This window comes from Legionella pelazae (assembly GCF_052527395.1).
Window position 1 is genome coordinate 1 of record NZ_JBNVZS010000004.1, and the last position, 16,507, is coordinate 16,507.

The window sequence follows — 16,507 nt, forward strand, 5'->3', positions numbered from 1 at the left end:
ATAATTAATTTAATATTAAAATAAGCCAGCGCAACCAGCTAGTTAAGTCTACTCACGATAACGACATTGCTTATAACTGGCTCTTTTCTCAAGCAGCGATTTAAGTGAAATAAGTCTTTTAGATATTCATTAATATTAAAAGAGTGATCTTATAATCTTATGCGGTGAAATTTCTTCTAAATTTTATAAGATGTAGTTTACTATGATTAAAGTATTAAAATAAAAAACTCAAATTTATAGAAAAACTATGAACTCTCTGGATACTTTACCTACAAAAAGAAATTCATTATTAGCAGTTCTGCCTCTTTATTTTGTTATTTTTTTCGGCTTTGTTGGCTACAGCCTAATGATAACGGTCTTTACGCCCATGATTCTCCATGCTCATGGCTTTGTTTCTGCAAACAGTCCTATGCACTACCGTACAATCTTATTAGGAATTTTATTAGCACTGTATCCTTTAGGACAGTTTTTAGGCGCGCCCCTACTAGGTATGCTTTCTGATTTTTATGGACGAAGGAAATTACTAATAATATCTATTGGATTAACTACAATTTTCTATTTTCTAATTACCGGTTCATTGTATTTGCAAAATCTAACATTATTAATGATTGGCTTATTTTTGGCAGGACTTAGCGAAGGAAATATTGTCGTGTCACAAGGCGCTATTGCTGATATAGCCAGCGAAACTGAACGCAATACACTGTTTGGTTATATTTATTTGAGTGCTAGTCTGGCTTACATTATTGGTCCATTAGTGGGTGGAAGCCTTGCAAACCCAAAACTAGTTCCCTGGTTTAATTACAGCACACCATTTGAACTATGTTGTATTAGTTTGATCATTTTATTAGTTTTTATTATTTTCTCTTTTAAAGAAACCTTAGTCTCTCAAAGAAATAAAGAAAAAATTAATTACTCTGAATTATTAACCAATTTTACTACAGTTTTTACTGAGAAAAACTTGCGATTCTTATTTCTCATTAATTTCTTATTATACCTATCAATTTTTGGCTTCTTTCGCTGTTATCCCATGTATTTAGTTGATAAATTTCATATGCAGGTAGGCCAACTTTCTCAATTTATTGCCTGGGTTTCTGTTCCAATTATACTTGCTAATTTAGGATTAACTGGCTTTTTAGCTAGACGTTATTCGCCCAGAAGTATGACTATTGCTTCTGCGCTTCTTACGGGTTTTTTTATGGTTTTGATTGTTATACCTAATCAAGAAAAATTTTTATGGATTACTTTATTTTTAACTTCCATGGCTCTAGCAATTTGCTTGCCTGCTTGTGCTACCTTATTGTCTATCTCAAGTCCTAGCGAAGAGCAAGGTAGGGTTATGGGAAATAATCAATCATTGCAAGTGTTAGCAGAATCTTTATCAGGTATTTTAGGTGGTTTATTAGCTGCTATTATGGTTAAACTTTCTTTAGTTTTATTGGCAATAATTGCAATTTTAGGCGCTATACTTTTATTTTTAAGAAAATCCCAATAAAACGTTATCTATCTTTTAATTTTCGCCTAATGGTAAAATGTATACAGATAAATAGTTATCAATAAATTGCGCCGTATAGCTAGACAAAATTACCTGCTAGTTATATTTCATTCCAAAAGGTAATAACCTTGCAACAGCTTCTTCATAAGTCTGCTTTAAATATAAGCAGTTGATTTTTATTAAAATTAATTATTACCTTTGCGTGTAATGCAGAACTCTCACAAGATTATTACTATACTTTAAGTATAAAAAGGGAGCAGATTGGTCATGGAAACGAGAAACTTTTATACGTCAAATGCTGGTTATTCTATAAGCCCAAAAACGACGCCTCAAACTAGCTCTATTGAAGTATTATTAAAGGTTATACAACAATTGTCTTTAGCAAGAGACCTTGAAACAATTATGTTTATTGTACGTAAAGCTGCTCGCCAGCTTGCTGAATCTGATGGTGCTACTTTTGTGCTTCGCGATAATGGACAGTGTTATTATGCAGATGAAGATGCTATTGAACCTTTATGGAAAGGAAAACGTTTTCCGATGAGTATATGTGTGAGCGGCTGGGTCATGATGAATCAAGAACAAATTGTCATTGAGGATATTTATGCTGATCCTAGAGTACCCGCCGAAGCTTATCGGTCAACTTTTGTAAAAAGCTTAGCAATGACACCTATCCGATCTCAATCACCTATAGGTGCCATTGGCACTTACTGGTCAGAATATTATAAACCTACTAAGGAACAACTTTATTTATTAAAGGCTCTAGCAGATAGTACTTCTGTGGCAATGGAAAATATTCAGTTACATTCTAAGCTAGAACAAGGCAATCAACAAAATTCTGCCCAAATAGAAATCACCCGAAACCTTATGGAAGTCAATAAAGAACTTGAATCTGCTTTAGAAGAATTAAGTCATCGTAATAAAGAAATGCAGCAGTTAAAGGAATTAAGCTCAAGCTTGCAAACCTGCATGTATATCGAAGAGTCTTACAAATTAATCGCTAGTTATTTAACAAAGATTTTTCCTCATGCTGCAGGAATCTTTTATATCATGCATCCATCTCGTAATTACTTGGAATCCATGATTAGTTGGAACGATCCTTTTTTTGAAGAAAAGTTTATTAAACCTGAAGAATGTATGGGATTACGGCGTGGAGCACTTTATAAGGTACATGATACAGAAAAAGAATTAACCTGTGCTCATTGCAAAACAAATAATAATCAGGCTTATACATGTATTCCATTATTTGCTCAAAGTGATATTTTAGGCTTGCTTTATTTGGAATGGAAGCAACTTTCTCAGGATAAGTATAATGAAAACCAAGAAATTTTAGCTAACACGATAGCTGAACAAATTGCTTTAGGCCTTTCTAATATTAAATTGCGAGAAACGTTACGTAACCAATCGTTTCGAGATACACTTACAGGACTTTATAATCGTCGCTACTTAGAGGAAACATTAGAGCGTGAGCTTAGCCGCTGTGGGCGAAAATTCTCTGCATGTGCCATTTTAATGATAGATATTGATCACTTTAAGCAATTTAATGATAGATTTGGTCATGAAGCGGGTGATTTAGTGATTCAATCTTTTGCTAAAGTTTTAAGTAATTTTGCCCGTAAGTATGATATTGCTTGCCGATATGGCGGAGAAGAATTTATTCTTTTTATTCCAGAAATTAAACCCAAAACAGCATTGGTTCGCGCCGAACAATTACATAAAGCTATTAGTAAAATTCATTTACGTTACGGTGGTAATGCGTTAAGCCAGATTACTATCTCTATTGGCATAGCAATGTATCCTCAAGATGGTAAAGACATACATACTCTCATTGCTTGTGCTGATCATGCCCTTTATCAAGCTAAAAACTCAGGACGTAACAAAACAGTTGTATTTAAGAAGAAAGAAAGCTTTATATTAAATGATAGCCAAAGCGAAAGGACAAAATTTCTAAATAAGAGAACCTAAGATTTATCCTGCTAAATTTAAATAGTATTCATCTCGCTCATACATTAAGTTAGGAAAACCCAGGGACATCAGTCCCCAAATCAGTTTACTAAGACACGAATGACTAAAGATTAATTCAAATTAAGCCCAAGCTAATTTAAATTAATTATGTATGGAAGTAACTAACTGCAATCTAGAATCATCATTATTCTCCTCAATTACGCCTGCTTGCGTATTATTAAAGAGTGATTTACCCATAGAGTGTGCTAGTAAAGCAATATTTAAGTCTGGTTTTTCTAATGACTTTACTTCAGAAACTACCGTAGGTTCAGGTACATCAAATATTGAAAAATCTTCATAATCTTGAGAAAGATTGGAATTGGAAACATCGTTTGGCTGTACAAAAAAGACATCATGTAGATAAGCTATTTTATCACTGTCATTTTTTAAACGATCGTAATAATTTCTATCAATTTGATAAGGCTGGATGAGTTCAATGCTTTCTACTGAAATTAATCCTTTCTTAAATAAATCACTTAATGACTCATCTTTAAAGAACGCCTTCATTCGAGGAGATATCAATAATTTTAAAAGGCCTTTACAAGGGTTAGCATGATCAATAAGCAAGCGTTCTATAATTTTTGTAAAACCATTTAAATTATTAAAAATAATATTGCAATTTTCCTGATTTACTTTGCGTTCTTTATTAAGCTGTGTCAGGGTATTAAATAACTCAGTTAGATTAATCCAATTTAATTGCAAAGCTATTAAAACTGAACGATTATTTAGAATACTAGCAAAATTTTTATTTTTTAAACAATTTTCTACGACGCCAGCATAAAAGAAAGTTAATTCAAATAAGGGATGAGGCTTGCTATCAGCGTTTACAGAGTTATCTAACATTTGTGAATATTCATTCGAAATCGTTAAAGCTTCCATTAGTACTTTGTGTACTAAAGGATAACGAGCTCTATAACAGATATTAATAAGTACCGATTCACTACTAAACTCTCCCCTATTTTGTTCTAGAATGATCACCGCCTCGCCTGCCATCTTGCTCGCAGTTAATTTAATATTTCTATTACGAATTTTTCCCTGTTCATGTCGATCCGCATACAATCCAATACTTAATTTCCTATCAAAGAATGCTTGCGCTAACACTTTACTTGGTAATGCATCGCTAGTCTGCTCGTTTACTTTAACTGTATCAATATATTTCCATAACATACTTACGCTTTGCGATAAAAGCAAATAATCTGGCGGTAGTTTATTCCAGTTAATTAAAACATGATCAGATCGGGTATTGTTTTTTGCTATATTAAGTAAAAAATTGCTTATAAAATCATTATCTCGAAATGTTAATAGGAGGTGGTATAGAGAAAAGATAGGACAATGTACCCTATCTGCTTGATAAACACTGTTTCCAGCTATAATAAAAAAGATATTAAGCTCGCGAGCTACCTGCTGAAATTCATAATAGTAACCATCATGCCCTCTATAATGATCAGCAACAAAAGCAACTGGCCTCTCTCCTGATATAATGAATAAATCAACGGCACAATAATGCACTGTATCAGGTTGTCGCTGTTGAGATTGACTACGATTACCTACTTCAATTAAAAATTGATACTGCTTAAAGCGGCTGGCTTTATTATTGAAAATAGCTGGATTGCGTTCACTTTTAATATATGCTTCATTAGCTTGCAAGATACTTTTAAGTACACTTAGAAATTGAGTCTTATGTACTAAGTCTACATCTCCTAGGGCATTTTTGGTTCTATACATGGTCATTAAGAATCGAATTGCTTCCTCACTTGCGACCACCTCTGAACCAAAATAAGCCAATTCCTCTAAATCATCACAAATTAATTCTGATAAAGAACGTCTCATAGTCTTAATTCTTCTTTTTATTATTCAAAGTGATAGTGTTATAACATGGCTTTCTTAAATAAATCTTAAAAAAAATTAATTTTTAAAAAAAATCTTACATAAATCTTATGACTAATGCATTTTTTATTGTCACTATCGATATAAAACATTAATTACTATAATTCTCAATTAATTACTTTTTCTTTCTTAATTTTGAAATACCATCACTTTTATCTATTTTTTCTTCTTTGCTTGTTTTTTATGCAATATTTATTAAATTAACTCTATAATTAAGTTGAATAATACTTTAAAGGGAGGATTGATATGGAAGGCTATTCTAATTATTTATCTAAGTTTATAGGCACCTTTATCGTGGGTATTATTTTAATTCTAGATATATTTGCTGCCTCTCCAAGTTATGCGGCCCAAGGATGTGGCTTTGGTTACCATATGACCTACTTTGGTCGGTGCGTTCCCAATCATCCAGGCCCTTATGCTACACCTGTTCCAGGTCGACCTGATTGCTGGGTTAATGCTCGGGGATTTCTACGTTGCTGGCGATAAACAAATATAGCGCCAACATATCAGATGGTTGGCGTTAATTATTTATTTTTAATTAAAAACAATAACTTAATTAATAAATAAAGACTTAAATTTAAGAGATATATGAAAGAAAAGAAAAGAAAAATTGCTAGTAACTTTATTGAAGTTGAAATGGACGGTTTTGCTTTAACCAATAAAGAAAGTGATGTTTTAATTACTAAAGGCATCAGTACTTGCATTGCCTTTGTTATTCAAGGCACTTGTTACCATGATGATGAGGAAGTACCTTTTTGTGGCTTATATCATTGGTCTGGTTTTGAAGCAGAGGTTACTGATTTTTATGATGAAATATTAAGCGTATTGGATGATTTTTTTATAGAGGTACGTGCAGAACTTGAAAAGCTTGGAGCAGGTGAATTAGAAATTAATGTCACTAAATTAGCCTTTATTGGCGGTGAGAAACGCCAGTTTAGCGAAGAAGGGCAGCTTTTACTATCAGGCACTGAAAAAGAAGTTAAGATGCTACAGAAAGCCGCTCAAGCTTATGATTATCAGTCACAAAATATTAACCTTGATAAAAAGAGAATAGAGCATCATCATTTCCTCACCTCAGATAATGACTCCCTTACTATTGAGGTTAGACTAAATGAATGCCATTACAAATTAGAAGATTTTGAAGAGACTTTGCAAGAAAGCTCTAAATTTCAGCCCTCATAAGATTGTAACAATAAATTCTGCTATATGATTAGTATGTTTTGAGCTAAATCTTTGTTAGTTTGTTCATTTACTGAAAAACTATATTTCGCTCTCTCTAATATATAATCCATGCGTTTTTTAAAAGAGCTATTACTAGCAAATTCTGTCTCATTGCTGTATTGATTTAATTTATAAAGAATATCTAAAATATTTTGCGTCTCGTTATTACAATCTTTAATAAGCTCTTTAGCTTTTTGTAAATGATGTCTGGTAGTAATTAAGGCTTTCCAGCCTGTAGTATAAGTTAATAGAATATTTTTTATTTCATCTTTAGTCAGTATGCTGTCTTTAGTAAAAACATCATATCGCTTTCCCTTAAAATGGCCTAAAAATGTTAGGTTTGTAGTCCAGTGGCCATTATTTCTGTTATTTAAAGTTATAGAGGGCCGATCGGCAGTATTGGCAGAGCCATATAAATAATGATTTCTACCATAGTTAATGGTATTGAAATTAAATTCAAATATATTAGCTAGATCATCTAAATCACGGTGCGTGCCCCAACGGTAATTAACAGTGATATCTTCCATTGCCTCTACAATACAAGAATTACTATTAATCCTTAGAGTAGATTCATCTTTAACATAAACATCTTCCTTAAAAGCTTCCAAGATCAGGCGATTAATAGGCTCATCAAAACTATTAAACAAATACCTTCTTCTAGCGTCATTATAATTTTTGTCTTGTGCATTTTCAGGATACCATCTACTTAGACGTTCCATTCGCTGTCTTAGCACTTTAATTTTACTCGCGACTTCTATGGCATACTCACGTGCGGCAGGGGAATAAATGAGACCATTGTAATGAGCCGCCGAGGGCTCACTTTTGGCAAAACAGTGAACCATTTCCATAAAATCTATGAATACTGTAGGCGGAAATTCATTAGGAGAATTTAAGGGTCTAGCAAGAAGCTCATTTTTACGATGACTATAAATAATATGCCTAAAACAGTACTGCATTTTATTTAATAATTGAATTGACTGCTTACTGTAATCAAAGGTATTAATGTCATCTAATTTAATAGAAAAAGCATCAGCGGAAAGACTAAGTGCGTCTATACTTAAACTTTGCAATTTTTGGAAAGTTACACTAACTTCTCCCCTAGCGACTTCACGCTTAATGATATCAATTAGGCCGATTGCAAAAGCATAAAATGCACAATTACCTTTACCAGGATTATCTATCTCTCGTATTATCATTTAAGATAAGGCCTTAGGGCTATTGGAACTCACAGGATTATACTTTAAAATATAAATTTATAAATGAGCAGTACAATAATCTCTATGCTTAATCTAATTGACTCCCCTCTAGACCAGCAACTGTATTTTATCTAACACCGCCTTTACTGACGCTTAAGCCCGAATGGTCTTCCACTTTAGTAAGATTTTCCGGCGTGATATCTGTTATTGCTTTTTGAATAAGATTTGTTTTGTATAACTTAGGTTTGAAGAATCTGTCAGAAGAGTAAGTAGATGATGAAGATGATTGATAGTCTGGTTGATCTTCCCTCTCTCTTTTAAGAAGAGCATTAATCTTTTCAGCCCCTTTTATACCTTGACACCGCACCAATTCACCCTCTACCTTTTGATTTAAAATAGTTAAATAAGTTTTAGTGGAACAAAGACTTTTTAACTGTTCTAATAATAATTTTACCCTTGGAAGCGAATTACTTTGAACCACTTCATATAAAGGAGTATGACTATTATTAGCTGACTTTTGAAATAATAATTCAATATCTATTTCTTTAAAATAACCTTTAGAGAGACCTTCTTTTAAAGCTAAAAAATACTCTTTTATAACTTCTGAATTTCCATGCTCTAAAGCAATATGTAAAGGAGTAGTGCCTATATTGCTTGCCTGAAAAAATAGTTTACGGCATAAGCTAAATGATAACCAATGATTTGCAACAGCTTGTTGTATTGTACTTATGAATAATTTTACGATTTTTAATTTATCTGTTTTAATAGCGCTTGCAAAAAATGTAAATCCAGTTTGATTGCGCTGCATATACAGTGATTGGAAATCTCTTTTTGTAATTAATTTTGATTGGACACATTCATTTAAGAACGCCAATATCTCTATTGCCACCTCATGTTTATTAGATACTGCTAGATGAATGATGGAAAAGCCACGCGGTGTTTTTGCTAACAGGATATCAGCTAATTTTTCAGTCTTTAACCTTTGACTTTCAGCAGCCTTCTTTAATTGAGTTAAAAGTGACTTTAAGATTGCGCCGTTATTTTCTTTGGTGATAGAATGTAATAGAGTAAAACCATTTGCATCCCGCGCCATTATAAACTCACAGAATTTTTCTGTTGTTAACCATTCCTGTTCAATTAAATAATTCAGTTCTTCTATCAAGAGATCAGAATTAGACGAATGAATTAAATTGGCATAATGCAATATTGTAGAAGGCTGACTTAGTAAAAGAAAAAAATTAACATACTCAAGTACACTTACTCTTCCTTGATGAATACCATCATGAATTTCATCAAGATAAGCTTGAAAAATTTCTCTATTTTCTCTACGTAGCAGAATGTGAAAAGCGGTCATGCCCTGTTGGCTTTTAAAAAACAATAAATCTTGATAATCCTGGTAAGCTAAATGCCTTTTATCAACAAAATAATGAATGGCTGTAAGAAATTTATCTAAATTTTCCTTATTTGCTTGATTTAATAGCGAATTAAGTGGTGTATAGCCACTGCTACAAGGTGTCTTCAGAAGGAAAAGAACAGCTTCTTTTCCCACTGACTGTGCTCTCTTTAAAATTGTATCAATTAAAAAATTTATTTTTTCGCTAACTTTTACATCAGTCATGACCGAGCTTAAGTGAATAGCATCTATAAGATGACTATGACCATTAATACTTGTCTTGGTTAAGGTAGCAAAGCTCAGTTTATTAACGACTTGGATAACTGTCTTTTCACTTACAACATCTTTTATATATTTAATTATGGTTTCATGCGCAAGCTGCGCCTTGTATGTTCTATATGTCATAATAAAACTTTAAATATATTTATATATGCCATAAGAAGCAAGATTAATTTAACCTTCAAGAGTTTTAGATAAGATGCCTAACACGATTCATAAATCAAATTTCTATTTATTAACTGGTGGCCCTGGCGCTGGGAAAACCTCGGTGCTAAAAGAACTAAAATATCGCGGTTATCTAGTTATTCCTGAGGCTGCTCGAGCAATTATAAAGCAGCAACAGGCTATAGGCGGACATGCGACACATATGGGAAATAGACTTGCGTTTTCTCAATTGATGTTACAACACTCTATTGCCGATTATAAGAAACACTTAACTGATAGCGCTCCCCTTTTTTTTGATCGCGGTATTCCTGATGTATTTAGTTATTCACAAGCATTTTGTAATCGTAATAATATAAGTCAGGAAATATTAGAGGCAATACAGTTGTATCGATACAATCTTAGGGCTTTCCTCTTTCCTCCGTGGCCTGAGATCTATTGTCAAGATAAAGAAAGACAACAAGATTTTAATGAAGCAGTAATGACCTACAGAGCAATTAAATCAGGCTTTACAGCCTGTGGGTATCAACTTATCGAAATACCTAAAATGTCAATTAAAGAACGTACGGATTTTATTTTAAGTCAGTTAACTTACTAACTAATGCCATCTATGCTTTTAGAAATTCTCTTAGAATAGAGATAGCTATTTAATTTGTATCTCTTAACAAGAGAGTAAGATCCATTGTTGAATAAACTTAAAACTACAACATGAGAAAAATTCTATCACTCTTCTAATATTAGAAAATTAATTAGTAAAATGGCTTCAAGGTAGTTCATATTTTAAAAAAATAGATATTTAATCCAAATTAGTCAAAAATAAACTTATATTTCAATAAATAAGTAAAATATATTGACTCGATTCGCTAAGAAAACGAAGATGTCATTTTAATAAAAAGAAAAGGAAATAAACAATGGCATTAAAAATAAAAAACTTAGCAAAAAATAATTCCAGTTTCCAATTAAAATGTTTACTTGCACTTGCAGGAACAGCCGTTGTTGCTGTAGGTGTTATTGCTGCATTAAGTATAAAATCAGCAGCTGCTGCAGCCGCTGCGGCCCCTACTACAGCTCTGCTTTCTTCAGCGGCAGTTGCTTCACCTATAATACCTATTGCATTACCTTTTGTTCTATTGTCGATTGGTGCGGTTTGCTTACTGCCATTTCTCTTTAGCAATGCATGCCGGTTCCCAGGGCGATCTTACACGACAGCTTACAGTTCCCCATGGTACCGATCTAGTTTCTTTAGTACCCCTGTCGTTGATGTTGGAACTACTCATAGACATCATGATTCTTTTGGCTCAAATTACCACGGCCATGGTATTTCCTCTAATCATCATGGGCATGTTGGTTCTAGTTCGTCTAATTACCATAGTCATGGTATTTTCGGGAGTGGTAACCATCATGGACATGGCGGATCAAGTGGCACTCACCACGGGCATGGTGGTGGATATAGTGCTCCTAACCATCATGGCCATGGTTTTTAAATAAGGATTAGCTGTTTAGTCCTCTTTAAATGCGCTAATTAGATAATATATATTGGCGCATTTAATAGATTATGAAAACACGCAAAACTTATTGGCATTCCCTACAAGAATGATTTCTTGCTTGTCTCTATTTGTCATTCTCGCAGGTGAGGATCTATTCATCAATTAGCACTGAGATTAATTTTTAAATGGATTCCCGACTTCGCGCACTACTGTTTAGATAAAAAAGAAAGCAGGGTAGGTTGGGCTAAACGAAGTGCAGCCCAACAAAATTATGAAGCTGCTATACGCTTTATGATTGACACTGTTGGGCTGCGCTACGCTTAGCCCAACCTACCTATGCTTTAACCGGACAGTAGTGCGCCTGCGCGGGAAAGACATTCATTATCTACGCAATAATGCCTCTCTGAAACGACGAAATTTTCTGTAGGATAGCATGATAAATATGGAATAGATTCCTGCTTACGCGGAAATGACAAATTCATTCTTATAAAGTTAACTGCCTATCTCTAGATTCCTCTCGAGTAGCTAACCAGTCATGATTTGCTATTTTTTGATAAAAATTGGTTGTCGTTTTGTATCGTCCGCGTCTTGGGGCTATTAGAGCCTCTTCGGCATGCCCCACTATCTCATCATACGCACTGACTGCGTCTAATTTACTTTGCTCAAATTGTTTGATAGTTTCAAGAATTTTATCAACCCGATGAGGTAAACGCTGACCCTCATTAATCACGCCACCTTTAAATATGCTAAAACTTGCTACATCCCAGTTAGTCTTTTTGATATAGGCCTTTAACTCATTTAGAAAGGCGGCGATTTTCTCTTCGTCTTCCTTTTTGTTCCTACTTTCATATATCCAATCGGGCAAAGTAACGCCTTTAGTGAGTTCTTTAATTGTTTGCTCTCCTTCTTCTGGTGTTGCTACTTTAGGCGTTTCAAGTTTATTGGCGTTCGCTTCTTGTAGGGTTTTTGCTGGTAACATTAGAGAATAATGAAAAGGAGGCGTTGAAACCATTGATTTTGTAGCAAAATTAGCATATTCACCTCTGAGCTCAACTTCAGCAGTTTTTTGCATAATAAGCCACATTCGCTTGACATTATCAGGTATCACATCAACATAGTTCTTTAATTTTTTATCCTTACCACAAGCATTATAATTTTCTTGAAATTTTGTATGTTCTAATGCGCGATCATAATTAAAATTAGAAGTTGCATCCTTGGTTTCTTCCTTAGCAATAAAAGAGCGCATTAATAGCCCAATTAATCTACTACCACTTCGAATAGGATCGGCACTATCCGCTTGAAATTCTAGTTTCAATAAATGATGGATAATTTTTAATGCGTCTTCAGCCGATGTTGAATTAAGTATGTTTTCTAACAAAAATATTTTTACAGGCTCAGGTATAAGATTTGTTTGCTTATACGCTTCTAAATCTAAACCAATATTTAGCAAATAGCGTTCTGGATGATCTGAAAAAAGTAAAGCCTTTAATTTTGGATGGAGTGTATCTATTTTTACTTTATCTCTATCAGATAAATGTGCTATTAATTTTATTAAATCTTGCCTCATTACCTAACTCTTTAACAAAAAAAGCAAGTAATATAATAAATGATTAATTAACTGGCAAGTTATATTTAACTTAAGCAAGTAGGCTGTAAAGTAACTTATAAGGTAAGTGATTAATTTAATTAATATTCCTTAATAGTTAATGAATTGCTGCAAAAATGAAGCAGGAATATAAATTACTTAATTTATAACTTATTTTGTTGCTCTTTAAGCTTTAAACTAAATTCTTTCTCCTTCTGCTCAATATGCTTTTTATAACCCATTGTATCAATAAAAGGATTAATATCACTTTTATTTAAAAGCGCATATTTTTTACCAAGATCAAAATACATCGCATGAGCGCCAAGAAAAATATCACAAGGTAAGTTTTTTAAGACTTCAATGGCCTGCTTATAATCGGAAGCAATAGTCGGATAAGTTTTATTGTTAATTAATGGATAACCAGGATTCACATTTAAGCTTCCTACAATCACTACTTGATATTGTTTTCCCTTATCCTCTACCTGCATTGTCCAAGTTGTACAACCTTTAGTATGTCCTGGCGTTAAATGAGCAGTTAATACAGTATCTCCAAGCCTAACTTGCTCACCATCATGTAAAATTTTATCAACCTTGGTTGCTGGAAAATACATACTCTTATCATTAGCATAGAAAAAATCTGCTCTTCCCCCGGATTCAACATTAGCAACATCTGCAGCCATTACCATATATTTAGCGTTGGTTTCCTGCTTAATAAGCTTACTACCTGCAGCATGATCTAGATGGGCATGACTAATGAGAAGAATTTTAGTATCACGATAGTCAAATCCAAGCTTTTTAATATTAGCTTTAATCATAGGAATATTAGCTTCAAGATCGCTATTTATTAAAATGTTGCCTTCTCTAGTCACTATTAAATAACTTGCTAAATCATCCATACCTACATAATAAAGATTTCCTGCTATTTTAAAAGGCGGAAAGGCATGACCAACAGGATAAGCAAATACTATTTGAGAAGATAAAACTAAAATTAAAAGTGATAAAAGAATTCTTTTCATGAAATACTAATATGGCAGGTGCTTGAATGCTCATTATATGACAGTTTAATTCTGAAGCAATCTTTTGTTAGTTGTTTTTGGAATGAAGAGTATGTCTGCCAAGCAAACATACTCTTTGCAAGATTAGAGAGACTTTAAAAATTCAATTAAAGCACTACGTAGTCCAGAAGACAGATTTTGATAAGCTGTTCGGCTTGCAGAACCTTCACCGCCATGCCATAAAATGGCTTCATTTAAGGTACGTGCACGACCGTCATGTAGATAAGCTTCGCCACCACTTACCTCAGCAGTCAAACCAATATTCCATAAGGGAGGTGTTCTCCATTCGGATGGTTTTACATTATTTATTTCAGGGAGAGTATCGGCTAAGTCAGGACCCATATCATGTACTAACAAATCAGTATAAGGGTGAATGACTTGATTTCTCAGCTCAGCTTTGGGATGGTAGGGGCTAGTAGTGAAAGTTGGTACGTGACACGCCGCGCAACCAATTTGACTAAAGACTTCCTTACCTTGCTTAACAGCTGCATTATTATAATTACGTTGCGCTCGAACACCTAAGAGAAGTACATAATCAGTTAACTGATTTAAATAGGTATCACTAATTTCAGCACCTGTCGGGCCACAGTTCGTCTGCTGCGGGCCACAATCTGGCGTAGGAATAATTGAGCTCGTAACACCCATATCATTACGTAACGCGGTGGCAATTTGCTCTTTTACAGTGGCATTTCCTGCTTTCCAACCAAAACGTCCAACACGAGGAAGCCCAGTAGCCGCTTCTCGAATAATATGAATACGTCCCGCAACACCATTCCCTTTATTGGTGTTATTAGCTATTTCAACGATGGCACTTTCAGGAATAGCTTCTAATAGGCCCACACCCACAAGTTGAGGAGTTATACGTGGTGAAAACCGTGGAGGTACAACACTAAACTGATAATTAGGTCGGCGTAATCCATTGGTTTCTGTCCAACTCTGAATTCTTACGGTACCTTCAGGCGTGCCTGTAGTGGAAAATGGCTGTAAAAAATAGCCTAATGTTGGATGAGGGTTACCGTTGGCATCTGACACTATAAACATATAATTATTCAGAATTGTACCTACAGCAGGAGGAAGCCCTCGACCATTGTTAACATGACAACCCACACAAGAGCGATTAATGTAATTTGTACCGACTTTATTTGCTAGCTCGGGAAAACCCGGATTACCTGGCTCTGTATGCGCCCCAGTTATCATGTCAGTATGATGAACGCGACGTCCTAACATAAAAGGTTGACCGTTAATATTAGATGTATTAGTAGCCATCTGCTTAAACAAATCTTTCGGTTCATTTGTATACTGATGATGAATAGTGGTCTTTCCACCTAACCAAGCTTCAACAGGAATAGGATAGGAATCTTCCCGTTCAGTACGAGGATCACCAAACACGCCCCGCGCTTCCCAAGGAACTAATCCTTGCCCAACAATATATAAAAAGGCAGTACCATAATAATTGGCGCGACCACGAGGCGGATTAGCAAGAAATTGGCTAATTTCTATTTCCATCCGATCACCGATTCTCAGTCCGCGACCTTCTTTAGGATTAGAAGTGATGATTGTTTGATAATTTAATCTATCGCCACTGGTCGTTCTCATTGAAACGTTATGAAAATACTCAGCAACAGTATTAATACCTCGATAAAAAGCCCTAAACTCGGGTGCACTAAGTGGCCATAAAGTTTTTACGTTCACAACAATTCTATTACCCCCTTTAGCGACCTCGTCTATCATTTCTACTTGAATAGTACGATGCTCCCAATAGAATGGTAGGTAATGATCATAAGCGCGGTATTGATCTTCACGAGCATGCCTATCACGAGCCCGATCGGCAAAGCGAGTAATTAAAGCTGTAGGTGTTTCTATTACCGTACTAGGCTCAAGGGCTGTATTACTTGAAAACAAAGGTACAAAGTCATCATTACCATCTGGCGGGTCAGGATTAGGATCAGTGCCGTATATTTTTAACTCCCAAATAGAATAACCCCACTGATTTCCTACACTACGTTTAATACCATAAATTCGTACATATCGATAAGTACCACAGACATTAACTGTATCTGTACGATTCCCAAATACACCTCCTGTCCTTCTGGCTAAAACCGTCCAAGTATTAGCATCATTAGAGCCTTGGACTTCATATATTTCCGCATTGGCTGCTTCCCAGTCAATCTCTATCCTATTTAATGGATAGGCTTTTCCTAAATCAACAGCAAGCCATGAAGGATCAATACCTATAATTGATCCCCAGCGCGTATTTGGATTACCATCGACAGCATTTTTTGCTGGCAATCCTTCTGTGCTAGCCCATACACGAGCATTAAGTGCCAAATTAATGTCTTGTGCATACAAATTAAATGTAACGAAGAAAAGTAAGATAGTCGCAATCGACTTAAAATAATTGAGTTTTAACATGGATAATTTCCCTATTCTCAATAGATTAAAACCTTTTAATCCAATAATCTTTTAGTAATGAGATTATCATTAACTTCTAATCTCTATTTACTCATATTTAATGAATTAGATAAATACAGTTAGGCTAGCGTAAGAGATTAATACTTTATAAGTTACGCTTCTCTAATTAAGATAATATTAAACGACATTTTATAATTTGCAACAACTGTTATCTAATATTGAACTAGAATATTACAATTAGATAATTTATTTTAAAATTTGAGAAAAATTAATATCATTGGCTATTTTGCAAAATTTTACTAAAGTAATTATCTAATCAAAAAGAAAATGGCACACT

The 16,507-nt window shown here is 34.2% G+C and carries 12 protein-coding genes; 6 read left to right on the forward strand and 6 right to left on the reverse strand.

Annotated elements, in window-relative coordinates:
* Positions 1-247 precede the first annotated feature (247 nt).
* Both ACQUW5_RS05765 and ACQUW5_RS05770 read left to right on the forward strand, forming a co-directional pair.
* Positions 248-1,492 carry an MFS transporter gene (locus ACQUW5_RS05765; protein ID WP_444990267.1) on the forward strand — a complete coding sequence of 415 codons (1,245 nt, stop codon included), beginning with the start codon at positions 248-250 and terminating at the stop codon, positions 1,490-1,492.
* Positions 1,493-1,759: 267 nt separating this feature from the next.
* Complete coding sequence (locus ACQUW5_RS05770) at positions 1,760-3,454, forward strand: diguanylate cyclase (protein ID WP_444990268.1); 1,695 nt, start codon at positions 1,760-1,762, stop codon at positions 3,452-3,454.
* Positions 3,455-3,595: 141 nt separating this feature from the next.
* Here ACQUW5_RS05770 and ACQUW5_RS05775 read toward each other — a convergent pair whose 3' ends face one another.
* Complete coding sequence (locus ACQUW5_RS05775) at positions 3,596-5,323, reverse strand: hypothetical protein (RefSeq protein ID WP_444990269.1); 1,728 nt, start codon at positions 5,321-5,323, stop codon at positions 3,596-3,598.
* A gap of 303 nt (positions 5,324-5,626) precedes the next feature.
* Between ACQUW5_RS05775 and ACQUW5_RS05780 the strand changes: the two genes are divergently transcribed.
* The gene (locus ACQUW5_RS05780) at positions 5,627-5,866 is read left to right on the forward strand and encodes a GCG_CRPN prefix-to-repeats domain-containing protein (protein ID WP_444990270.1); all 240 of its coding nucleotides are present in this window, start codon (positions 5,627-5,629) and stop codon (positions 5,864-5,866) included.
* Positions 5,867-5,968: 102 nt separating this feature from the next.
* On the forward strand, positions 5,969-6,562 hold the full coding sequence (locus ACQUW5_RS05785) for a hypothetical protein (protein ID WP_444990271.1): 594 nt from the start codon (positions 5,969-5,971) through the stop codon (positions 6,560-6,562).
* A 20-nt stretch (positions 6,563-6,582) separates the two neighbouring features.
* On the opposite strand, the gene ACQUW5_RS05790 is transcribed toward ACQUW5_RS05785, so the two are convergent.
* Both ACQUW5_RS05790 and ACQUW5_RS05795 read right to left on the reverse strand, forming a co-directional pair.
* Entirely contained in the window at positions 6,583-7,797 is a 1,215-nt protein-coding gene (locus tag ACQUW5_RS05790) for a hypothetical protein (RefSeq protein ID WP_444990272.1), read from the reverse strand.
* Between the two features lie 127 nt (positions 7,798-7,924).
* Complete coding sequence (locus tag ACQUW5_RS05795; protein WP_444990273.1) at positions 7,925-9,595, reverse strand: ankyrin repeat domain-containing protein; 1,671 nt, start codon at positions 9,593-9,595, stop codon at positions 7,925-7,927.
* Between the two features lie 73 nt (positions 9,596-9,668).
* On the opposite strand from ACQUW5_RS05795, the gene ACQUW5_RS05800 reads away from it, so the two are divergent.
* Positions 9,669-10,229 (forward strand): AAA family ATPase, encoded by a 561-nt coding sequence (locus ACQUW5_RS05800; RefSeq protein ID WP_444990274.1) that lies wholly within the window; start codon positions 9,669-9,671, stop codon positions 10,227-10,229.
* Positions 10,230-10,542: 313 nt separating this feature from the next.
* The gene (locus ACQUW5_RS05805) at positions 10,543-11,115 is read left to right on the forward strand and encodes a hypothetical protein (protein ID WP_444990275.1); all 573 of its coding nucleotides are present in this window, start codon (positions 10,543-10,545) and stop codon (positions 11,113-11,115) included.
* Between the two features lie 487 nt (positions 11,116-11,602).
* Here the strand turns inward: ACQUW5_RS05805 and ACQUW5_RS05810 are convergent, their stop codons facing one another.
* From ACQUW5_RS05810 to ACQUW5_RS05820, 3 genes are all read right to left on the reverse strand, one after another.
* On the reverse strand, positions 11,603-12,685 hold the full coding sequence (locus tag ACQUW5_RS05810; RefSeq protein WP_444990276.1) for a hypothetical protein: 1,083 nt from the start codon (positions 12,683-12,685) through the stop codon (positions 11,603-11,605).
* Between the two features lie 182 nt (positions 12,686-12,867).
* Positions 12,868-13,719: a subclass B3 metallo-beta-lactamase gene (gene bla / locus ACQUW5_RS05815; RefSeq protein ID WP_444990277.1), complete on the reverse strand. Its 852-nt coding sequence runs from the start codon at positions 13,717-13,719 to the stop codon at positions 12,868-12,870.
* A gap of 123 nt (positions 13,720-13,842) precedes the next feature.
* Positions 13,843-16,170, reverse strand: a complete 2,328-nt coding sequence (locus tag ACQUW5_RS05820; protein WP_444990278.1) for a di-heme oxidoredictase family protein — start codon at positions 16,168-16,170, stop codon at positions 13,843-13,845.
* Between the last annotated feature and the right edge of the window lie 337 nt (positions 16,171-16,507).